21 protein-coding genes are annotated in these 21,083 nt (G+C 44.5%); 8 read left to right on the forward strand and 13 right to left on the reverse strand.

From position 1 onward, the window contains the following. Positions 1–93: 93 nt before the first annotated feature. From DK187_RS17900 to olsF, 3 genes are all read left to right on the forward strand, one after another. A complete protein-coding gene (locus DK187_RS17900; RefSeq protein ID WP_024025667.1) occupies positions 94–276 on the forward strand; it encodes a hypothetical protein in 183 nt (60 codons plus the stop codon). A 183-nt stretch (positions 277–459) separates the two neighbouring features. Further along, positions 460–669, forward strand: a complete 210-nt coding sequence (locus DK187_RS17905; protein WP_111608694.1) for a hypothetical protein — start codon at positions 460–462, stop codon at positions 667–669. A 212-nt stretch (positions 670–881) separates the two neighbouring features. After that, a complete protein-coding gene (gene olsF, locus DK187_RS17910; protein WP_188322929.1) occupies positions 882–2,612 on the forward strand; it encodes a bifunctional ornithine lipid synthase OlsF in 1,731 nt (576 codons plus the stop codon). Between the two features lie 14 nt (positions 2,613–2,626). Here olsF and DK187_RS21150 read toward each other — a convergent pair whose 3' ends face one another. Further along, the gene (locus DK187_RS21150) at positions 2,627–2,779 is read right to left on the reverse strand and encodes a hypothetical protein (RefSeq protein WP_157959187.1); all 153 of its coding nucleotides are present in this window, start codon (positions 2,777–2,779) and stop codon (positions 2,627–2,629) included. A 327-nt stretch (positions 2,780–3,106) separates the two neighbouring features. Between DK187_RS21150 and DK187_RS17915 the strand changes: the two genes are divergently transcribed. The 3 genes from DK187_RS17915 to betA all read left to right on the forward strand — a co-directional run bounded on the left by DK187_RS17915 (position 3,107) and on the right by betA (position 6,871). After that, positions 3,107–3,412, forward strand: a complete 306-nt coding sequence (locus tag DK187_RS17915) for an isoamylase early set domain-containing protein (RefSeq protein ID WP_111608695.1) — start codon at positions 3,107–3,109, stop codon at positions 3,410–3,412. Positions 3,413–3,705: 293 nt separating this feature from the next. Then, the gene (betB, locus tag DK187_RS17920) at positions 3,706–5,163 is read left to right on the forward strand and encodes a betaine-aldehyde dehydrogenase (RefSeq protein ID WP_111608696.1); all 1,458 of its coding nucleotides are present in this window, start codon (positions 3,706–3,708) and stop codon (positions 5,161–5,163) included. 40 nt (positions 5,164–5,203) lie between these two features. Continuing rightward, a complete protein-coding gene (betA, locus tag DK187_RS17925; protein ID WP_111608697.1) occupies positions 5,204–6,871 on the forward strand; it encodes a choline dehydrogenase in 1,668 nt (555 codons plus the stop codon). Between the two features lie 100 nt (positions 6,872–6,971). On the opposite strand, the gene DK187_RS17930 is transcribed toward betA, so the two are convergent. The 5 genes from DK187_RS17930 to DK187_RS17950 form a co-directional block, all read right to left on the reverse strand. Then, positions 6,972–9,188: a methyl-accepting chemotaxis protein gene (locus DK187_RS17930; RefSeq protein ID WP_111608698.1), complete on the reverse strand. Its 2,217-nt coding sequence runs from the start codon at positions 9,186–9,188 to the stop codon at positions 6,972–6,974. Between the two features lie 206 nt (positions 9,189–9,394). Next, positions 9,395–11,329 (reverse strand): bifunctional 2',3'-cyclic-nucleotide 2'-phosphodiesterase/3'-nucleotidase, encoded by a 1,935-nt coding sequence (locus DK187_RS17935; RefSeq protein ID WP_111608699.1) that lies wholly within the window; start codon positions 11,327–11,329, stop codon positions 9,395–9,397. Positions 11,330–11,626: 297 nt separating this feature from the next. Then, on the reverse strand, positions 11,627–12,535 hold the full coding sequence (locus tag DK187_RS17940; protein WP_111608700.1) for an SDH family Clp fold serine proteinase: 909 nt from the start codon (positions 12,533–12,535) through the stop codon (positions 11,627–11,629). Between the two features lie 62 nt (positions 12,536–12,597). Then, positions 12,598–12,801, reverse strand: a complete 204-nt coding sequence (locus tag DK187_RS17945) for a hypothetical protein (protein WP_111608701.1) — start codon at positions 12,799–12,801, stop codon at positions 12,598–12,600. 466 nt (positions 12,802–13,267) lie between these two features. Continuing rightward, entirely contained in the window at positions 13,268–13,945 is a 678-nt protein-coding gene (locus DK187_RS17950) for a zinc metallopeptidase (RefSeq protein WP_111608702.1), read from the reverse strand. A gap of 113 nt (positions 13,946–14,058) precedes the next feature. Between DK187_RS17950 and DK187_RS17955 the strand changes: the two genes are divergently transcribed. After that, entirely contained in the window at positions 14,059–14,637 is a 579-nt protein-coding gene (locus DK187_RS17955) for a DNA-J related domain-containing protein (protein ID WP_111608703.1), read from the forward strand. A 158-nt stretch (positions 14,638–14,795) separates the two neighbouring features. Continuing rightward, positions 14,796–15,980 (forward strand): murein transglycosylase A, encoded by a 1,185-nt coding sequence (gene mltA, locus DK187_RS17960; RefSeq protein ID WP_111608704.1) that lies wholly within the window; start codon positions 14,796–14,798, stop codon positions 15,978–15,980. An 82-nt stretch (positions 15,981–16,062) separates the two neighbouring features. Here mltA and DK187_RS17965 read toward each other — a convergent pair whose 3' ends face one another. From DK187_RS17965 to DK187_RS17995, 7 genes are all read right to left on the reverse strand, one after another. Continuing rightward, positions 16,063–17,037 (reverse strand): energy transducer TonB, encoded by a 975-nt coding sequence (locus tag DK187_RS17965; RefSeq protein ID WP_111608705.1) that lies wholly within the window; start codon positions 17,035–17,037, stop codon positions 16,063–16,065. Continuing rightward, entirely contained in the window at positions 17,034–17,465 is a 432-nt protein-coding gene (locus DK187_RS17970; protein WP_111608706.1) for an ExbD/TolR family protein, read from the reverse strand. The genes DK187_RS17965 and DK187_RS17970 overlap by 4 nt, the downstream gene beginning before the upstream one ends. After that, positions 17,462–17,884, reverse strand: coding sequence for an ExbD/TolR family protein (locus DK187_RS17975; RefSeq protein ID WP_111608707.1), 423 nt, complete (start codon positions 17,882–17,884; stop codon positions 17,462–17,464). Before DK187_RS17975 ends, DK187_RS17970 begins: the two co-directional genes overlap by 4 nt. Then, positions 17,874–18,551 (reverse strand): MotA/TolQ/ExbB proton channel family protein, encoded by a 678-nt coding sequence (locus DK187_RS17980; RefSeq protein ID WP_204355653.1) that lies wholly within the window; start codon positions 18,549–18,551, stop codon positions 17,874–17,876. The genes DK187_RS17975 and DK187_RS17980 overlap by 11 nt, the downstream gene beginning before the upstream one ends. Before the next feature lie 201 nt (positions 18,552–18,752). Next, positions 18,753–19,706, reverse strand: a complete 954-nt coding sequence (corA, locus tag DK187_RS17985) for a magnesium/cobalt transporter CorA (RefSeq protein WP_111608709.1) — start codon at positions 19,704–19,706, stop codon at positions 18,753–18,755. Positions 19,707–19,918: 212 nt separating this feature from the next. Beyond that, entirely contained in the window at positions 19,919–20,551 is a 633-nt protein-coding gene (locus DK187_RS17990; RefSeq protein WP_111608710.1) for a DUF305 domain-containing protein, read from the reverse strand. A gap of 104 nt (positions 20,552–20,655) precedes the next feature. Next, a complete protein-coding gene (locus DK187_RS17995) occupies positions 20,656–21,072 on the reverse strand; it encodes a hypothetical protein (protein WP_162623553.1) in 417 nt (138 codons plus the stop codon). Positions 21,073–21,083: the final 11 nt, after the last annotated feature.

Here is a 21,083-nt window from a genome sequence, read left to right on the forward strand (position 1 = left end):
AGGCACACGATTGTAGACGTTAGTCAATAACAAGCAAATTTTATGAAATTCTGATATAGTCCTTGTTCAATCTATAAACAAGGACTCTTTATTATGGCAACTAAAAAGAAACAGCCGGCTGCTTCGGAAACCTCGGAATCCATTGAAAAGCAAATGCAAGAGTTTCTTGCGCGCGGTGGACAGATAGATAAAATCGATTCAGGGGTTAGCGGGCAATCTCAGTTAACAGGATCGCGCCATATTTCTCTTGGTAACAGCAAAACGAAAGCTCAATAAGCTTTAGGGATGCTTTACTTAATGTAAAGATCCCTCGCTATTTCCGTTTATACGCCCACTTTATAAACACTGTTTTAAAATTACCTTTAAACGCATATTAGGTTGGCTTATAAAATAGTTGGCCTTTATTCTTTACAGATACAACTCAAAATAACCATGCAACCTCGTAGATAGAGAAAAATTATGCTTACTGAATCTGATCGCGCTTTTTTCCGTCCAAAATGGCGTCGAGTGGCCGTGACATTATTCTGTGGTGCTTGGGCTATTCTTGAATGGGTATCCAATGAACCAATATGGGCAACCGTAGCGGTTGGTATAACGCTATATTGCCTATGGAATTTCTTCTATAAATTTGAAGAAAGCACAGACGAAGACAATACTCCCGTCAACTAATACCACATCAATTTCGACTCTTATCACTTGGCTGCCTCGCGTAATGCGGAAGTAGTATAAGAATAATAGTGTGATTAAACTTCATCTACAGCGAATCTTGCTCGTTAGTTAACGGGTCACATACTCGCCACACAAACGTCACATCTTTGTCACATTGACACTCTACCCTGCTTACTATGACACCTGAAATCTTATTAGAGCGGAGTACGACTGTGATACAAGTTGAGCAAATGATTGCCAGTAAATCGCCTCAGTTTTTCGACAAAAGCCCTCTTATCACTCGCCCAACGTTAAGCCTGTTAAAACGCTTATTCCACGAAAGTGAAGTCAATCAATTCCTGGAAAAAAACCACGGCTGTGTCGGCTTCGAATTTATTGATCGTGTACTGGATCACTTCAACTTTAGTTATCAAGTGAGCCAAGTTGATCGACGCAACATTCCCGCCAGTGGCCGCGTTATGATTATCGCCAACCACCCACTTGGTGCCTTAGATGGTCTCGCGTTACTTCGATTAATTGGTGAGATCCGCCCAGATGTAAAAATCGTCGCCAATGATTTATTGATGGGCTTTGATGGTTTAAAAAAACTGGTCTTACCAGTCGATAACCTAGGTGGCAAAACCGGACGCCAGCAACTTAAAGCCATCATGAGCTGCTTACACAATGAAGAAGCGGTGATTATTTTCCCAGCCGGAGAAGTGTCGCGAATGTCACCAAGCGGTGTAAAAGATCAACAATGGAATCAGAACTATCTAAAACTGGCGCAAAAAACCAACAGCCCATTGTTACCGGTTCACATTGGCGGACGTAATTCCATGCTGTTCTATACCAGTTCTATTTTGTACCGCCCGCTGTCGACCATTCAGCTCGCTAACGAAATGTTTCGTCAACGCAATCGCAAAATTCCTATGCAAGTTGGTCAAGCCATTCCGATTCAAGAATTGGCACAATTACCGTTAAGCGATAAAGAAAAAAACAAACTGGTCAAACGCCATTTGTACCGTATTGCCAAAGGCAGAAAACCGCTGTTAAAAACAGAAAAAACCGTCGAGCACCCGCAAAACCGACAACTGATCAAACAAGAGTTAAAACTGGCAGAACACCTTGGCAGTACCAAGGACAACAAACAAATTTATCTGTTTGATTACGACCCTATGTCAGTGACGATGAAAGAAATTGGGCGCTTGCGCGAGATTGCCTTTCGTAAAGTCGGTGAAGGCACAGGAGAGCGTTCTGATCTGGATAAGTTTGATCAATATTATCGCCATTTGATTTTATGGGATGAAGAAGAACTGGAAATCGTTGGTGCATACCGTATTGGTGAAGTCGCAAGCTACATGAAATCCGATACACCAAATCGCATCTACAGTGCCGAGTTATTTCAATACTCTTGCGATATGGAGCCTTACTTCGAACAGGGAATTGAATTAGGACGCAGTTTTATTCAACCCAAATATTGGGGCAAACGCAGTCTGGATTATTTATGGTACGGCATTGGTGCTTATTTGGATAAACACCCTGAAATACGCTACATGTTTGGGCCTGTGAGTCTAAGCAACAGTTATCCGCAAGTGGCAAAAGATTTTATTGTCTCATTTTACAAACTGTATTTTGCCGATAAAGAGCACTTAGCACGCTCTTTTACGCCTTACCAAGTCAACGCCGAACATGCGGACATTATTTCCGATATTTTCAGCGGTCAGGACTATGAAGAAGATTTTAGACTACTAAAAGAGCAGCTCAGTCACTTTGGCGCCAGCGTACCAACGCTGTTCAAGCAATACAGTGAACTTTGTGAACCCGGTGGGGTTCGCTTCTTAGACTTTGGCGTCGATGCCGACTTTGGCTACTGTGTAGACGGTTTGGTCCTAGTAGACCTAAATACAGTCAAAGAAGCGAAAAATAAACGTTACCGAGGGCACAACAGCGGCACTCAGGCTTAATACCCTAGAATGCCCTAGCGTGAATCGTGGTGATGCCCTCGTGAATGAGAATGGTGACCATGAGAATGGTCATCCTCTTGTTCAGGGCGTTTAAAGACAACCAGATAAATAATCTTAATGACCAGCATCACACTTAACGCAATAAGAACGACCATTTGAATGTCCATCACAACACCTCGTTATTTTTGTTGGTGTCATTTAACTATAGGACATAAATCCGTTTATATTGTGAATTTTCGTTTCAATTGTGTATGAGTGCCGTAAGCCCCAGAATAGCGCACTGGGGAACGATTAAAGCTAGGAATACGCTTTAACCAGATAGCAGAAAACGCTCATTGAGACTTTTATTATTATAAATTAATTAGTTATAAAATATGGCGTAAGCTTTGCTTGCTATTTGCACTAGAAGCTCGCTTCAAAAGCACATTTCGTTGTACTCAGGCTTTTGCAGTAGCCTTACTTTTTTTGTCTATCACTAGACCATGGAGCTGGAAATGATTGAGAAAACCTACTTAAAAACCAAACCAGAATGCAAAGTGAAATTTGCCCTACCGGCCGACAAGATTGGCGAGGCCAAAAGCGTCGCTGTTGTTGGTGATTTTAACAACTGGGACAGCGAAGCCAATCCAATGAAAAAACAGAAATCTGGTGTATTTGCGTCGACAATCAGTTTGGAGGTCGATACCTCGTACCAATTTCGTTATGTGCTAGATGGTACCGAATGGCTCAACGATGACATGGCAGATGCCTATGTTCCAAGTCCAATAAGCCCTGATACGAATGGTGTTATTCGCCTGTAACTCCTTCCTACGCCTTCGTAATACGATTAAAAAGCCCGTCTCGGCTCAACATTTGAGTCGAGACCTAATACCGTTCGCCGCGTGTTTTGCTCATTCTGAGGCATCTCATGACCTTTCTTTCCTATCGCTCTAAAACGCCATTTTTTTGCCCTAAAAACACGAATTCATGGTTTCAAGCTGCAATTTATAGTCAAAATATGTACAATTGTTTTTATTAAACGCGCGTTTAATAAAAATTCAAATACTTCAATGATCCTAAACAGAGCATTGAAACAGACAAAAAGAGGCACAACATGGCACATCAGCAGCAATACATTCATGGCCGCTACCATGCATCCACCAGCGGTGAACACTTCGAGACAATCAACCCAGCCACAGGCGAAGTGATTGCAACAGTAGAGCACGCAGGACAAGCTGAACTCGATGCTGCTGTTGAATCTGCCAAACAAGGCCAAAAAGTCTGGGCCGCTATGAGCCCTGTCGAGCGCGGACGTATTCTTAAAAAAGCCGCTGAGCTATTGCGTGAAAACAACGAAGAGCTTGCCCGACTTGAAGTACTAGACACAGGAAAACCCTTACAAGAAGCCATTTGCGTGGACATTCAAACAGGTGCGGATGTTATTGAATATTACGCGGGCCTAACGGATAAGATCCAAGGGGATTACCAAGACCTTGGCAATGGCAACTTCTTCTACACTCGCCGCGAGCCACTGGGTATTTGCGCTGGCATCGGCGCGTGGAACTACCCTATTCAAATTGCCATGTGGAAATCTGGTCCTGCGCTGGCTGCTGGTAACGCAATGATCTTCAAACCGTCTGAAGAAACGCCACTTACTGCGCTTAAACTGGCTGAAATCTTTACCCAAGCAGGCTTACCCGATGGGGTTTTCAACGTCATTCAGGGCGACGGTCGTACAGGCCAAATGATCACCGCACATCCTGATATTGCAAAGGTTTCTTTCACAGGTGAAGTCGGCACAGGCAAAAAAGTCATGGCCGCTTCAGCGCAATCGTTGAAACAAGTCACCATGGAATTGGGCGGTAAGTCTCCGATGATTATCTTCCCTGATATGCCAGTGGATCAGGCTGTGTCTGCCGCCATGTTGGCGAACTTCTACACCCAAGGCGAAGTGTGCACCAACGGTACTCGTGTCTTTGTTCACGCTGATATGCTAGACGCCTTTACCAAAGAGCTAAAAGCTCGCACCGAAGCCATGATCATTGGCGACCCAATGGACATGAACACGCAAGTCGGTGCCTTGATTTCCAAAGACCATATGCAAAAAGTCTTAGGCTATATTCAAGCCGCTAAAGACGCTGGGGCGACCTTGTTGTGTGGCGGTTACCAAGTCACGGAAAAGGGCTTAGACAAAGGCGCGTTTGTGGCTCCAACCGTCTTCACCGATTGCACTGATGACATGCCACAAGTACGCGATGAAATATTCGGACCTGTGATGTCAGTGCTGAGCTTCACCGATGAAGACGAAGTAATCGCCCGCGCTAACGACACCAAGCTTGGCTTAGCGGCTGGCGTCTTCACCAAAGATTTCGCCCGCGCTCACCGTGTGATCAATCAGCTACAAGCGGGCATTTGTTGGATTAACGCATGGGGTGCTTCGCCTGCGGAAATGCCAGTAGGTGGCTACAAAGAGTCTGGTATTGGCCGTGAAAACGGCATCGAAACCTTATACCACTACACACAAAACAAGAGCGTCTATGTCGATCTAAACGACATTCAAAGCCCTTACTAAGCGAGACGCTTACTTAGACCCTAATTACAACGAGATAAGTATGGCAAACGAAACGTACGATTACATTATCGTCGGTGCTGGCTCCGCAGGGTGTGTGCTAGCAGATAGACTGACAGAAAGCGGCGAACACAAGGTGCTGCTATTGGAAATGGGCGGCTCAGATAAGAGCGTCTTTATCCAAATGCCAACCGCCTTGTCTTACCCAATGAACACGACAAAATACGCGTGGCAATTCCACACAGACAAAGAGCCGGGTCTTGATGGCCGTGAAATGCATTGTCCACGAGGCAAAGTATTAGGCGGTTCATCGTCCATTAACGGCATGGTGTATGTTCGTGGTCACGCTTGTGATTTCGACCAATGGGAAGAAAACGGCGCCAAAGGCTGGAACTACCAAACTTGCCTGCCCTATTTCAAAAAAGCCGAGACGTGGAAAGGTGGTGCGGATTTATACCGTGGCGGCGAGGGGCCATTGTCGACCAACAACGGCAACGACATGACCTACAACCCGCTTTACCAAGCCTTTATCGATGCAGGCGAGGAAGCCGGTTACGGCAAAACCGACGACTATAATGGCTACCGTCAAGAAGGCTTTGGCCCAATGCACATGACGGTAAAAAATGGCGTGCGAGCTTCGACCTCCAACGCCTATTTACGTCGTGCCATGACGCGCCCTAACCTAACGGTAAAAACGGGCGTGCTTAGCCATAAAGTTTTATTTGACGGCAAAGTCGCGACGGGTATTGAGTTCAGTAAAAACGGCCAAACTCAACAAGCCACTGCTAGTAAAGAAGTGATTCTGTCGGCAGGTTCCGTTGGTTCACCACAGTTGTTGCAACTGTCTGGTGTCGGTCCAAAAGACGTCTTGGAAAAAGCCGGCGTTCCTCTGGTTCACGAACTGCCTGGTGTCGGTGAAAACCTGCAAGACCATTTAGAAGTCTACTTCCAGTACTACTGCAAAAAGCCCGTGACGCTCAACAGCAAACTTGGCTTGATCAGCAAAGGCTTGATCGGTACACGCTGGATGCTGTTTAAAACAGGGCTCGGCGCGACCAACCACTTTGAATCCTGTGGTTTTATTCGCTCTCGTGCGGGGCTAAAATGGCCAAACATTCAATACCACTTCTTGCCTGCGGCCATGCGTTACGACGGCCGAGCAGCGGTAGAAGGCCATGGTTTCCAAGTACACGTTGGCCCGAACAAACCAGAAAGCCGGGGCAAATTGTGGATTGAATCGTCTGATCCAGCAGCCAAACCTCGCATCTTGTTTAACTACATTTCCACCGAACAAGACAAGCAAGACTGGCGCGACACGATTCGCCTAACCCGCGAAGTGCTGCAACAATCTGCGCTAGACGATTACCGTGGCGATGAAATCCAACCGGGGATGCACATTCAGAGCGACGCTGAGATCGACCAGTGGGTAAAACAGAACGTAGAAAGTGCGTATCATCCATCTTGTACGTGTAAGATGGGCGACGACAACGACCCAATGGCCGTGCTGAACGAACAATGCCAAGTGCGTGGTTTGCAAAATCTACGCGTGGTGGATTCGTCAATCTTCCCGACCATCACCAACGGCAACTTGAACGCACCCACTATCATGGTGGCCGAAAAAGCCGCCGACATGATTCTTGGCAAAGCAGCGCTACCAAACCTTGATGCACTCGTTTGGATTCACCCAGAGTTTGAAACCAAACAGCGGTAATCACCTAAGAGATTATGAGGTAAAAAAAGCCAAGTTGACGTCATTCTCAACTTGGCTTTTCTTATGGACTTTTTAGCTGACTTAAAAAACAAAGCCTTACTCAACCAAGCTTAAAGCGGCTAATAATACGCTCAAGATTCGCCGATAGTTTTGCCATATCATCACTCGATTTTGATATTTCAGCGATGGTCTTCTCATTCTGAGAAGAGGCTTTGGTGACAATTTCAACATTCCCGCTTATCTCATTGGCGACTACGCCTTGCTCTTCCGAAGCGCTGGCGATTTGCTCCATCATATTACTGACGTTATCGACATAGTGAACCGCGTCCTCAAGCGACTGTGCTGTATGAGTGGCGGCACCCGATACTTTTTGTACGTAATCCACACAGGAATGCAGCATCTTTTGAGCGGTTAATGCTTCCGTTTGTAAACTGCGAATGATGTCCGCAATCTGCTCTGTTTCTTTTTGAGTGTTGGACGCCAAGCCGCGGACTTCATCGGCGACCACCGCAAAACCACGGCCAGATTCACCGGCACGAGCGGCTTCAATCGCGGCATTTAATGCCAATAAATTGGTCTGATCAGAAATCCCTTGGATCGTAGTGACTACTTTGGAAATAGCCTCTGTGCGTTGGTTTAGCGTATCGACCGTTACTCGCGCACGTTGCACCTCATCAGACACTTGAGCCATATCTTTCACAGCGTTTAATAGCTCGGTTTGACTCTCACTAACACGCTGTTTGGCGTCTTCGGCCGCGCCTGCTGCGTCTTGAATATTACGCGCCACGTCGGTCACAGAAATCGCCATCTGCTGCATTGAGTTACCAATTTCTGTAGTACTCGTGTGCTGAGACTGTACGTTAGCACTGGCCTTCTCAGAGATAGTAGCGAGTTCACGAGAAGCAGCCGATTGGGATACGGCGCTATTTTTTACCTGTTGAATCAACTCATTGAGGTTATTCGACATCGCTCGCATGGCACCATACACACTAGAGGCTGACGCCGTATCACTAAAGTGAACAGATAGATCACCAGCGGCAATTTTCTCAGCAATTTTTTGCATCTCTTTAGGCTCTGCTCCAAGCGGGGCCAATACCGCTCTGGCTACCCACAAAGCGATAAACACCACACAGATACCGATAACAATCGCCAATATGAGAAACGCATAATTGAGCTTGTTCACACTGGCTAACGCTTCCGCTTCACTCATTTCTGCCGTCAAAATCCATTTTAAGTCCTTATATTCAAATGGCGCATAAGAAGACAATACCGCGTCGCCCTTATAGTTTTTGATAAGCTGCGTATTTGAAATACCTTGACTACCTTCGGTCAAAGCAAGGGTATCAACTCGGCCTCGCTCTGGATAACGAAACGACGCCAGAACAGAGTGAGATTCTGGATCAAGGATAGAATCTGAACGCATCTTTCCATCCTCACCCATTAAATAGGTTTCACCTGTAGAACTCAGGCCAATATTCTGTGACATGATCTGATTCAAAGCATCAATTGGAAATTGTGCGATCACAATCCCTATCTGCTTTCCTTCTCGGTAAACAGGTGTTGATAAAAAGCCTGCTGGTGCTTGGTAAGACGGCAAATACAAAGAAAAGTCGGTAAATGTGACACCGTCCGATGACAACGCCTTTTGATAAGCCGTAGCAAGACCAGAGTTTTTAAAGGGACCGGTTTTTAACGAGGAGCCAAAATCCACCTCTTTAAACACGGTGTAAATAACATCACCGTCTAACGACACCAAAAACACATCATAGAAACCAAACTCTTGCTGCACTTTTTGCAAATAGGGGTGAATACTTTGATGGAAACCGTCGTAAGCTGGAATATCGCTGGATGTTAGTGCCTTATCTTTCTCCCCTACAGAATGAGGGTTATTCGCTATATAAGCATATTGCAAAGCAATCGCAGCGGGCGACAGCTGAGACGTTAGAGAGCCAGGTTGAAAGCTCGCCGTCTCGTTTTCTGGCAACCTTGAGGCGAATTCTGTTTGATAAAAACGGTTCAACTGATTGAATTTATTGTCATCAACAGGAATGGCTTTGAGTCGATTATAGGTATTTTCCAAAATAGGCAACATGCGCACGACAGAGGGGTTTTCCGCTAACAAAGACAGTCCATTTGATAAGGTGTCAAGATACGCCGCAATAGACTGCTTTTTGGTTTCTCTTAACGACATTAATTGATTATTACCCATTTTGATTAAAGCATCTGATGAGAAATAAACCGCTACTGCCGAGGAAATTAAAACCGGAAGAAAACCCACCAAGAGTAGAATCGCCAGTATTTTCTTTTTAAACGTCATAAGTCAATTCCATTACGGTTAGGTAACAATTCACACAATTTTGCTGTGTACGTATAGCTATCGATACAGGCCAAACAATCCTGAACGTCATTTCACACCTTGGTCCAAAGTAACGTATATAATGTCAAACGCTTACTTCCATGTAAGCATTTAACGCTCTCTCTAGAGAAAAACCAAGTGTAGATTTGTAGACGATTGCCGCATAGCTATTTCATTTGGAACACAGCAAAACCATTGTCGTCTAAAGACTGATACGTCATGTTGTTACTGGCCACCTCTTTTGCTTTTGGCGTCGTCGTAAACAAGACCTTCGCTTTACCAAAATCGGTGAATGACCAGTTCCCATCCGCAGCAGGGTTGATAACCGTCTGGCTCAACAAATAATTCGCCACCACATCACGATTTTTATCTGGCGCATCAATCACGATAGTCTCGCCATTGAGGTTTGGAAAATGACCACCACCGCCCGCACGGTAATTATTGGTCGCTACTAAGAACTCATCGGTCACGTTCAAAGGCTCGCCATTAAACATGACTTGGGTGATACGATGCGCATCCTTATTCACCACGTCCCCATCACCGTTGTAACGAGCCGGTTGTGTCACATCGATACGATAGGAAATGCCATCAATGACATCGAAGTTATAGGTTGGGAAAGACGGATTCACCAATTCTTGAGGCTGAGTAGACGTCACATCAATTTGGTTAAACTGCCCCGCTGCGACTTCTAACCACTCAACGACTTGCGCACCCGTTAATTTCACCACCTTTAAATCGTTCGGATAAATATACAAATCGCTAACGTTTTTCAGGGCTATGTCGCCTTTTGGCACATCGGTGTAATACTCTGGGCCACCACGACCACCGGCTTTAAAAGGCGCTGCCGCAGACAAAATAGGCAAGCCTTCATAAGAGGTGCCACGAACAATATTTTCCACATACCAAATCTGCGCATTGTTCACGATCTGAATAGAAGGATCATCTTGTACCAGTGCAAAGAAGCTATTGATGTCGGCGGTAGATTCACCCACTTTGCGGCGCATATAGGCTAACGTGCCTTCGTGCTCGGTTTTCACCGCGTCATTAATACTTTCATCCGCTGCGACTAAAGCCACCGTGTCGCGGCCTTCACGACGTGCAATAGCACGCACTTCCGCTTTACCATCGGCGACTTGCCAACCATTACCCGCAGGCTCAAGTGTTAAATCAATCACCCCAAGGTGAGAACCCCAAAAACCCGGCATGGTGGCAGGCTTACCAAACACCGTCCCTTTTTCACTGTTCACACCGTCAAAGGCATCAAAGGCTTTATCGCCAGGGAAAATCCGATGGGAGTGACCAAACAAGATCGCGTCGATACCATCGACTTTTGCCAAATGATAAGAGGCGTTTTCTTCGCCTTTTAAATAAGGTGAATTCATCATGCCACTGTGCGGAATCGCGATGATCACATCCGCACCCTTGGCTTTCATTTCCGGCACGTACTTATTGGCGGTTTCAATGATGTCTTTGGCGATGACTTTATGAGTTAAATTGTCTTTATCCCAAGACATTATTTGCGGTGGCACAAAACCAATGTAACCGATTTTGACTGTTTGTTTTTTGCCATCAGAATCAACGAAAGTTTTGTCTTTGATAATATAAGGCTGGAAGTACGGCTGGTCGTTAGACGCATCGTTGTCGCCATCGTCCACGTAGACATTCGAGTTAATATAAGGAAAATTGGCACCGCTTAAACTTTTCATTAAAAAGTCTAAGCCGTAATTGAATTCATGGTTACCAATGTTGCCCACATCGTAACCCATTAAATTCATCGCTTTAAACGCTGGGTGTGTCTCACCAAAGCGCAGCACACGACCTTTTGCCACATAATCGCCCAGCGGCGTGCCCTGTAATAAGTCACCATTATCCACCAGCACAGAGTTTGCAACCTCTGCACGGGCCGCTTTAATCAACGTCGCCACACGGGACAAACCAACCGCGTCACTTTGCTTATCACCGTAGTAATCGTAATCCACCAAATTCATGTGAATATCGGTAGTTTCCATGACTCGCAGATCAATGGTCGAGGCTTGCGCCATCGCAGCAAACAACAAAGAAGACGCGAAAAGCGTCGCGCCTTTAGGAACAACAAACGTCATGCAAAAACTCCATTCATACAAACATCTTGCGCATTAAAAAAGATTAACCAAAAAGTCAGCTTTCATAGTAGGACGATTTTATGCGAAGTTCATGCCTTTTTTGTGACAGTTGTTTATTGATTTTGTAGAACCGACTTATAAAGGGGGCAGATCCTTAAACAAAATAAGCTGATTAAAGCACAATTAATTCAATGCTATTTTTAAAAAAAAATAATTCGAATAATTAAAGATATCCACATACTTACAATCTAAAATATGCTAAACCACCTGGTAGCGGTTTAGCATATTTTTTAATTACTAGGCGTATTTCAAAATTAAAGATCTATCATGATGTGATTCAATGATTTTTGCGGTATTTGTGTTCAAAAAAGTAGCCATATAGGCGTGATGTAAACTAAGAACCAAATCTTGAAGGTTCTGATCACTTTCCATCATAACGACATTTAATCCCAATGATATCGCTTTGTCCGCATGAATATGCCTAGAATGCTCTTTAGTCTGTCCAGGATTATTCAAATTTTCCATTATTGATTTAATATTTGCATCTTGATCTGCTGGCTCTTGGTCTGACAACATAGATGAGCTCAACCATTTAGGAACGATACTTGTAGCTAACTCAATAGCCTTTTCACATTCTTCCAAAAAAGCAGGCGGATATTTTTGTATCATAACTTGCCATAATGGCAAGGTATGAGGATGTGTTTGAATTTCTTCAGTGGCTCTTTTAAATTCCTCAAACACAGCAAAAGCCGAAACGCCCTTAACAAATGGATCGAACGGTCCTATACAGGACTGATGTCCCATTATGATCTCTTTGGCACTACATGCGATCATCGTGCCTGCAGACATAGCCATCTGTGGAACTATTACACGAATATCCTTTCCAAACTTTGCTCTCAAATAGTATACCAACGACTCTGCTGCTGTTATAGATCCACCTGGAGTATGTAAAATTAAATCTAGGCCTAAAGAACAATCAAGTCCTTCAATTGTATTCATAAAGCCATTTTTATCCATATCATCAATAGATAAATTAGGTACAGGCTTACCCTCTACACTTAACCATCCAGAGTAGTAACAAATTACATTCCTTTCGGTGTACTCATTAAGTTTTTTAATTTTTGCTTTTCGAACCACATCCACTGCATTTGGCTGCGTTACATTTAAAGCATTGATTTCATTAAGTATATCATTAAGGCAAGGCAAGAATTTTCTCCATAAAAAAGCCCTGTATAAACAAGGCTTTTTTCTTGTCAGACACTGTACTTTTAAATGGAAGTAGAAACGGTCGTATTTCCGCTAACTAAAGGGACTGTTTTTGGCGTAGTTTCATTTGACACAGAAATAGACATTTTTTCTTGCTGAAAAAATGAATGACTTAGCTGTGAGATAGGAAAATTTACTTCAGAATACAGTGCAACGCTTTGCTCACAAATAGTTTGTTGCATAGCTCTTAAATTATGATTATTCATATCACCAATCCTTTTTAATACTACATGTAGTGCTATGTTTATAAAAAATCACTACATGTAGTGGTGTTAGTTCGAATACCAGATGAACAAAAGCCTCCATATTCAATGGAGGCTTTGCACTAACTGTACTTATAAACAGTATTTTTAATGTCTACTTTCTAGCAAGGTATGACTCATTGTAGTACACAAAACCCTCAATATACTAATAATTACTTTATTTCTGTTCAAAAAAAGCACCTCTTGTACTATTGCTCCAACGTCTTTTCAATTGATTGCTATGAATATTAGCTTTCATATCGTCCTACTAGTTCGCCGCACAAGCAGCTTAATAATATTTCACGAATGCCACTATCACGTCTTCTTACATCTAATAATCGTTGATCACTTAGCACAGTCAAGTTATGTAAAATATATAGCTGAATTGAAGCGCACCTAAAGAGGCACGGCCTTACAATTGAACAAAGTGCTAACGCTTAAACCATCGCCACACGAAGAGTACTTTAATCAAAGCGGCGGCGACGTAGGTCATGGCGCAGGCCGTGAGGATCTTCTTCACTTTGGGTAGGTCTTCCTGTGGGATGTAGTTGCCTTCGGCCAGTATGGGTAAAGCTTTATTGAAACTGGCGTCCCATTCTTCGGGTAAAATGGCAACTTGCACTAATACGGCCAACAGGCCAGATAACCCAACCACCAACGCGTGAAGCGGCACAGCGTAAGGCAAATGCAGCAACAGCGTGATAGCTGGCCAGCCTAATAATAACCCTGCAGTGATGCGTCTCGCCATGTGCGCTAGAGGCAAGTAGCGTGTACTCAGATGGGAGATTTTTTGTTTCTTCTCGTGAGCAATAGCGTGGCCGATTTCGTGGGCCGCTACCGCAACAGCAGTGAGCGAACGACCGTTTAATACACTGGGACTTAGGCGAACAACGTGTTGAGCAAAATCAAAATGGTCATGACCTTCTTGTGTTGCTTCCACTTTGACCTCATAAAGCTCAAAGCGTTTCACCAAGTGCGTTGCCAGTTCTCCGCCCGTTCCAGGCAAATCGCTACGCTCGGTAGAATAGCGCTTCAAGGTGTATTTTACCCAAGCACTTGGTCCAACCAAGAGTAAAAGTGCGATGACAATTCCGATAATCCACAACATCAATAAGTCTTTCTACTACCCAAGTTAACAAAAAATATTCCGCTCAACTTTGACCCTTTTTACTGTCATCACATACACTGTATGAAATAACACTAAACCAATAAGAGCTTAATATGAAAAATCCCTTAGTTGGTCCGATTCTCGCGATTTTAAAAACGCACCCTAGCGGCATCAGTGAATTTGATATTCTCAAGACACTGAAAGATCAGTTACCAGAATTTCGTCAGTTGGCCGACGATGCGAACTTGCAACTTTTTCGCCAACACTTTCTTATCATGAATGCGTTATATCAACTGCAAAGTAGCCTCTGGCAAGAGGAAAGCTTAACCCTTAGCATCAATGCGATGCGCATTCAGTTACTCAGTGCCACACAAATCAATCTCTCGCAGAATACCACGTTAAGCGACAGTGTGGACGCAAAACTGGCGGCCTACTATTTAGATTGGAGTGAGTACGAAAAAACCGATGCCGATGAGGTCTCTCGTCTTCTTAACAGTTTCTATAAAGGCATTAGTTTACCGGGTAACCGAGATTCAGCCCTTAAAACACTGCAAATCGACAGCACTAATCCAACCAAAGCGACCATTAAACAACAATATCGAAAGTTGGCTCAAAAACACCACCCGGATCGAGGCGGCGACCAAGATATCTTTATCGGTCTAAGACAAGCCTATGAGTACCTTATGTTTTAAAGGTTCCCCAGCAGAACAAAACCCGTCTTTTAAGTGTAAAGCTCACTTTCTGTGATTGCTTTCATTTCTATAAAAATTCAAGATGAACCTCGTTCATTATTTGTGGTCAAAACACGACCTTTTATGACTTCATTGATTCATTTTATAGAAACAGGCCTATGACTTTTTCCTCTTTTTTTCAGTCTCTTCAACCTTCTCGATTACTCTCTTTAAACCTTCGCCCTCTTTGTCTAGCGTCATTTACCTTACTGGCTAGCTGCAGTTTAACGGAGATTGACCACTCCAATGACTTTGAAAACAATGGTCGAGACGTCACGGCATTGAAACGTGACAGCCTATACCTGCAAGAAAGCCTTCCACCAGGATTGCCTTATCCAGATAACAGCTTTCAAAGTGGCTTGGCCCAGCAAATCAAATATTTAAATCGTATTAAGGACAAAGATTATCTACTGGAAAACACCCAAACCAGTGTCGCGGATTTAAGACTCGTTGCCCAGGAAGTAGACAACTGGCTGCGCAATCCAACCCAGCAACCGAAATTGATAGCTCACCAGTTAGCAGGACAAGACAAAAGAGGCAACGTGCAAATCACCGGCTATTACGTCCCTATTTTGCCAGTACGCCATCAACCAGATGACGTGTACCGTTATCCACTTTATCGTAAGCCGACACAACGAAATGCAGAAGGCAGATTTCCTTCCCGTGAAGAAATCGACTTTGAAAACGCCCTCGCTGGACAAGGTTTAGAAATCGCTTACACCGCAAGCTTGGTCGACAATTTTTTCCTACATGTACAAGGCTCTGGCGTTATTGAATATGAAGATGGCGAACGTAAGCTCTTGTCTTGGGGCGGTGTGAACGGCCACGCTTACCGTAGTTTAGGAAAAGTGCTTATTGAAAAAGGTGAGATTGATAGGGCCGATATTTCAGCGCAAAGCATTCGCCAATGGCTAAGCGACCATCCTGAGCGTAATCGGGAGATTTTATCGACTAACCCAAGCTATTTGTTTTTCAGTGAAGGTCCACAAAACCCTGTTGGCGCCGCAAACGTGCCATTAACTCCGCTTTATTCTGCGGCGGTGGACCCAAATGTCATCCCGCTTGGGTCCATTTTATTGGCTCAAGTCCCTAAACTAGACCATTATGGCAACTTGATAGGGCATGATTTTCGTCTACTGTTAGCACAAGATAAAGGAGGTGCGATCAAAGGACCGGGACATATTGATTGGTATCAGGGCATAGGCGAAGAAGCCCACTTCCATGCGGGTCAGCTAAAACACTTTGGCAAGGTTTGGTTACTGCTGCCGAAGAATCCGATGCCCGAAAAGTTGATTGCTAAATAAGCACATCCTTTTGATAACAAAACGCCGTACTGTCATCAACCAGTACGGCGTTTTGCATTTATCTAGGGTTCACTAAAAACCATCACATAAGATCACTTAATTTAAAGGAAACGGGAAGGTTTATCTTGAGTTCGGTTTCCGTCATATCTTTAGGAAATTTAGGCAAGGGCGTTGAACGTTTAATCATATCCAATACGGCATTGTCCAAACGCTTATGCCCTGAGCTTTCTGTAATCATCACATCAGACACCGAACCATCAGCATGGGCCACGAACGATAAAGAAACCACACCCTCTTCATTACGGCGACGCGACGCCCTTGGGTAGCGTTTATTTTGTGCCAGTACCGATTTTAGCTCAGTAAAATAACTCGCCTTAGCGCCTGGGTTACCACCACTACTCGCCGCATTACCAGTTCCTGTTGTGGCCTTTCGGTTCGCCATAGAAGGTGGGGCTACTTGTGGAGAAGCGGCCTTCACCACAGATTGCTCTTGTTTGTTCGATTCAGACTGCGGTTTTGGTTTAGGTTTTGGTTTTGGTTTTGGTTTTGGTTTTGGTTTTGGTTTTGGTTTTGGTTTTGGTTTAGGTTTTGGTTCCGGCTTAGGCTCTGGTTTTAGTTCTGGCTTAGGCTCTGGTTTTGGTTCCGGCTTAGGCTCTGGCTTTTTGACTTCAATTGGCGACTTTTGCTTGACCACAACAGGCTCTGGTTCCTGAATCACTTCAGGTTCTACCACAGGCTCTTCAATGATTTCTGGCTCAGGTTCAACAACAGGCTCTTCGACCACTTCCGGTTCTTTTATGACTTCAGGCTCGACTTCTTGCTGAACCTCTTCAATAGGCTCTTCTATAACGTCTTCGGTTTCTTTGACTTCTTCTTGCGCAGCGGTTGTTTGTGCCGCCGCACCAAGATCCCCTAGCATACCAAGGTCGAACTCAATTCCTTGAGAGCCCGCCGCCTGGCTGCCCTCAGTCGGACTATAGAAAACCGCATAAAAAGCCCCGGCGTGAAGTGATATTGCTAAACTACCTGCAATCACCCAGTGTCGCGTGGAAATCATTCTTTTCCTCGCTCTAATTGTGTTGCCAAACTCACCTTAGTCAATCCTGCTAGCCGAACTTGATTAAACACCGGACGTAACTTCTCTAATGAAATACCACCATCGGCTTTAATTTGTACCCAAAAAGCTTCTTTGTCCGGTGCTGAAGCAAATTGCTGCTCCAAATACACTTGCACATCATCGATCACAAATAACTTATCATCGACATACAAACTGCCATCTGTGCCTAACACGATTTCAATACTGGGGTCGGTTACCGCTCGATTGTCATTGATAGAATGGGGCGGCATCACAGCGATAGGATCGGCTTTTTGAATTTGACCCGCCACCATAAAGAACACCAACATCAAAAACACCACGTTGATCAACGGCACCATGTTGTCATCATTGGCGGCGTTTCTTGCGGCGTATTTTTCGCCTATTTTCATTTCGTCTCCGGCATGGCAAAAGCATTCGCAATGGATACGGTTTTTGCACCATTAAGCTTCAGACGGTCGGCAAGATGCATCAAGGTCTGCAAGGTAACGCCCTCTTCCGCCTTGATGACAAAAATGCCACCATTATGGTCTGCCACAAGTGTCTGCAAGCGAGATTGATCGGAAAAACTAACCGCTTGCCCCTCCACCCAAACCTGATCATCGTTTTGCTTCAAGGTAAGAATAAGATTGTCTTTTTCTTCTACTGGCTTTTGTGTGTCAGGCGTCATAGACAAAGGCGTATCCACAATACGCCAAGGCACAAAGCTCGAGGTCAACATAAAAAACAGCAAAAGAATGAACACCACATCGATCAGTGGCGTTAAGCTAATGGCATTCTTACGTTTAGGTTGGGAAAGATTAAGCGGCATGCAGCATCTCTTTGGTGGCTTTTGCCACCAAATGCTTCGCTTCTTTGCTAGTGAAAACCTGAGTCACGGCATCGTTCATGTTGTGAGCAATGCGCTCAACCTTGCGCTCCAACCAGCTTTGTAATGTCACCACAGGAATCGCCACCGCCAAACCCACAGCAGTCGTTAACAGTGCCTGCCAAATACCGCCAGATAACACAGAAGGATCCACTTGATTCCCCGCCCCTTCCATTTGCTGGAAAGCGGTAATCATACCCAACACCGTACCAAGTAACCCTAACAATGGGCTCAAGGTAGCAATGATTTCCAATGGACGTAGATAAGAACGAAGCTGACTGAGTCGATTCATCGCTCGACGCTCCACTTCTTCACGAATCAAATCGGCGCTGGTGTTCGCCGCTAACAAGGCACGCATGGTATAACCAACAAGCGCATCAATCGGGCGTTTTTCATCTAACTTTTCAAGGGCACTTTCCGCGCCTTGATTACGCCAAGCATCCAAAGCCACATTGGTTGTTTTGAGACTTTCAGCACGCAATGATGATAGCTGCCAAAGCTTCAAAAAAACGATGGTCAGAGCCACGATAGAAAACACCATCAGAATCCACACGACAGGCCCACCGACCTGCAAAAAATCGATTATTTTCTGCTGTATTGAATTTTCCACAAGACTCTCCGCTGAATAAAACATATTGAACAAATGGTAGTCATTCTCAACCGCATTTTCAATATGTAATTGCCAAATACAAAAAATAGATGCTGCTCAAGGCGTCTTAACAGAGGGAAAAAGTCTGATCATTCAAGAAAGGCGCATAATCATGGATGTTCACCATGATTATGCGTGATAAATACAGCGAAGGCCGTTGCGCTAGAGCCAACCACGATGTTTAAAATACCAATAAGGCGCAAAAGCTGAAAACACCATCAAGCCTAACGCAGCAGGATAACCAAAATCCCAGCCAAGCTCGGGCATAATATTAAAGTTCATCCCATAAATGCTAGCCACCAATGTTGGCGGCAAAAATACCACGGAAGCAATCGAGAAAATCTTGATGATTTTGTTCTGTTCGATGTTAATAAAACCTTGCGTCGAATCCATCAGGAAGTTGATTTTATCGAACAAAAACGTGGTATGGGACATCAAGGTTTCAACGTCACGCATCACCTCGCGCAGTGTTTCTGAATAGTCTTGGCGATTCGGTAAATGTCGTAGTAGAAAAGAAATATTACGTTGCGTATCCATCAAACAAAGACGAATTTTTCCATTACTGTCTTCCAGTCGCGCTAGCTTCTCAATAATCGTATCCAATTCGGTTTCGTCATCTTCAAGCACTAAATGACTGACGCCTTCCAACTGACGATGAGAGTCTTCTAGCGTATCGGCGTGGTTCTCTACTTTATTCTCAAGCAAGGTAACCAATAAATGTGCCGCTGAATCGACAATGATTTGGCCTCGGCGCGCACGCATACGCAACAACCTAAAGTCAGCCAATTCTGTTTCACGAATGGTAATCAGCCTATCTTGCTGCAAAATACAAGCGACAGTGGACGTCTTATGACGACCTTCCGTTTGATTCAAAAATAGCGAGTGAACATGAATGCCCGCTTGATCAACAAAACAACGAGCAGACGCTTCAATCTCTTCAACGTCATCAGACTCAGGAAGATCTGTTCTTAATAAGTCCTTCAGCTGCAATCGCTCATCGTCATCAGGTTCTGCCGCATCGATCCAATTGGCCTCCTTTTGCAGCGTGGCAAAATTCTCATCTTCTTTGGAAATCTCTTGAATCAATCCATTAGTGATTTTAAAAAATCTTAACATCTTCTTTCCTCGATATACTCGCTACCTATCTCTTCCCATTCCACTATTCGATTCGCAGCCCATAGCCATAAAGTTAGCGAAATAATAAGTAGACATTATACCGAGATTTTGTAACACGTCTGTTACAAATCATGAGTAAAAATCAAGTAAAAAAGCAGCTTAGAGCACAGAACGAAAACCCTACCGATCATTGGATCGGTAGGGTTTTTGGCTTAATACTGTCGCATTACGTTAATTTCACGAGTTTGTTCGCTGATCACCGTTTGCGCCATTTTGATGAGTGCTGGGTCACGACTAAACTGCAGCAGCACTTTTGCCATGGCCACCGCGGCCTCATGATGCGGAATCATGCCATCTATAAAGTCACGATTCACATCGCCACTGGCGGATAATCCATGCATATCCGCCATCATGGTCGCATTAATCGCAGCGTAGGCAGCTTTAATTTGCTCTGCGTCTGCCGATGGTCGCGCTTCTCCATAGCTGACCAACCAGTCTTGCATAAAGGCGATCTCGCTCGATTGAGCGGCCACTACGTCTTCGGCCAAAGGCTTCAACTTGTCAGACACCTGAGCGGATGCAAGCAACTGCGTCGCCATATCAATCGCCCCTTGATGGTGTGGAACCATGCCTGTCACAAAGTCGTAATCCACGTCTCCAGTCAATTCTGTTGAATGCATTTGCATCATCATGTGTTGGTTGCTTTGCGTGAACTGAGAAACATGCTCCGAATGATGTATTGGATGATCTGTATCGTTCGCTGGTGACAAAAAAGTGCAGCCTGCAAGCACTAAGCTCATCATTAGCAGTACTGAAGCAGAAAAATATTTTTGAAAAAACGTCATGGTTTTATCTCTCGTTACTGAGTTTTTACAAACGGCTTAGACGTTATTCAGCATAATGAATCGTACTAAAGCCGTCAGGATATTAGGCACTGTCTAATAAACAGCTAACTCGCAATTAACGCAGATAAACGGGGAGGCGGCGTGACTAACTCTAAAAAATGATGTCGCCATTTTTCGATCAGCGACAATGCAGGCCAATACACGGCAGTAGAAGCCAACACCAAAAGTATAGGAGGCAAAGCAGCTAACGTACAATGATCGACACAATCCACGTAATTCATGTTTTTAGTATGATCGTGAAAGTTAGACACTAGGTTCACATCAGACATGGGTATCGCAGAGAATGGCACTTGAGAGACTGACGCCATATCCTGATGTGATGCATGCAAAGAGAGTAACGCTGACGTATGTGTGTCTGGCATAGAGGCGTGAACAATCGCCTGTATCGAGGCAGATAAAGTCAGCCACGACCCAACAACAAAGCACATCATAACCCAAACGACTCGCGGTATGCTCAACACATCATTAAGCC

It is taken from the genome of Marinomonas arctica (assembly GCF_003259225.1).
GTDB lineage: Bacteria > Pseudomonadota > Gammaproteobacteria > Pseudomonadales > Marinomonadaceae > Marinomonas > Marinomonas arctica.

Excerpts from the sequence above, each read along its gene's own strand:
- betA (WP_111608697.1), top strand. The coding sequence starts at position 5,204 with ATGGCAAACGAAACGTACGATTACATTATCGTCGGTGCTGGCTCCGCA.
- betB (WP_111608696.1), top strand. The coding sequence starts at position 3,706 with ATGGCACATCAGCAGCAATACATTCATGGCCGCTACCATGCATCCACC.
- DK187_RS17975 (WP_111608707.1), bottom strand. The coding sequence starts at position 17,884 with ATGCCGCTTAATCTTTCCCAACCTAAACGTAAGAATGCCATTAGCTTA.
- corA (WP_111608709.1), bottom strand. The coding sequence starts at position 19,706 with ATGTTAAGATTTTTTAAAATCACTAATGGATTGATTCAAGAGATTTCC.
- DK187_RS17945 (WP_111608701.1), bottom strand. The coding sequence starts at position 12,801 with ATGAATAATCATAATTTAAGAGCTATGCAACAAACTATTTGTGAGCAA.
- DK187_RS17965 (WP_111608705.1), bottom strand. The coding sequence starts at position 17,037 with ATGATTTCCACGCGACACTGGGTGATTGCAGGTAGTTTAGCAATATCA.
- DK187_RS17990 (WP_111608710.1), bottom strand. The coding sequence starts at position 20,551 with ATGACGTTTTTTCAAAAATATTTTTCTGCTTCAGTACTGCTAATGATG.
- DK187_RS17905 (WP_111608694.1), top strand. The coding sequence starts at position 460 with ATGCTTACTGAATCTGATCGCGCTTTTTTCCGTCCAAAATGGCGTCGA.
- mltA (WP_111608704.1), top strand. The coding sequence starts at position 14,796 with ATGACTTTTTCCTCTTTTTTTCAGTCTCTTCAACCTTCTCGATTACTC.
- DK187_RS17915 (WP_111608695.1), top strand. The coding sequence starts at position 3,107 with ATGATTGAGAAAACCTACTTAAAAACCAAACCAGAATGCAAAGTGAAA.
- DK187_RS17935 (WP_111608699.1), bottom strand. The coding sequence starts at position 11,329 with ATGACGTTTGTTGTTCCTAAAGGCGCGACGCTTTTCGCGTCTTCTTTG.
- DK187_RS17900 (WP_024025667.1), top strand. The coding sequence starts at position 94 with ATGGCAACTAAAAAGAAACAGCCGGCTGCTTCGGAAACCTCGGAATCC.
- DK187_RS17955 (WP_111608703.1), top strand. The coding sequence starts at position 14,059 with ATGAAAAATCCCTTAGTTGGTCCGATTCTCGCGATTTTAAAAACGCAC.
- DK187_RS17970 (WP_111608706.1), bottom strand. The coding sequence starts at position 17,465 with ATGAAAATAGGCGAAAAATACGCCGCAAGAAACGCCGCCAATGATGAC.
- DK187_RS21150 (WP_157959187.1), bottom strand. The coding sequence starts at position 2,779 with ATGGACATTCAAATGGTCGTTCTTATTGCGTTAAGTGTGATGCTGGTC.
- DK187_RS17930 (WP_111608698.1), bottom strand. The coding sequence starts at position 9,188 with ATGACGTTTAAAAAGAAAATACTGGCGATTCTACTCTTGGTGGGTTTT.
- DK187_RS17950 (WP_111608702.1), bottom strand. The coding sequence starts at position 13,945 with ATGTTGTGGATTATCGGAATTGTCATCGCACTTTTACTCTTGGTTGGA.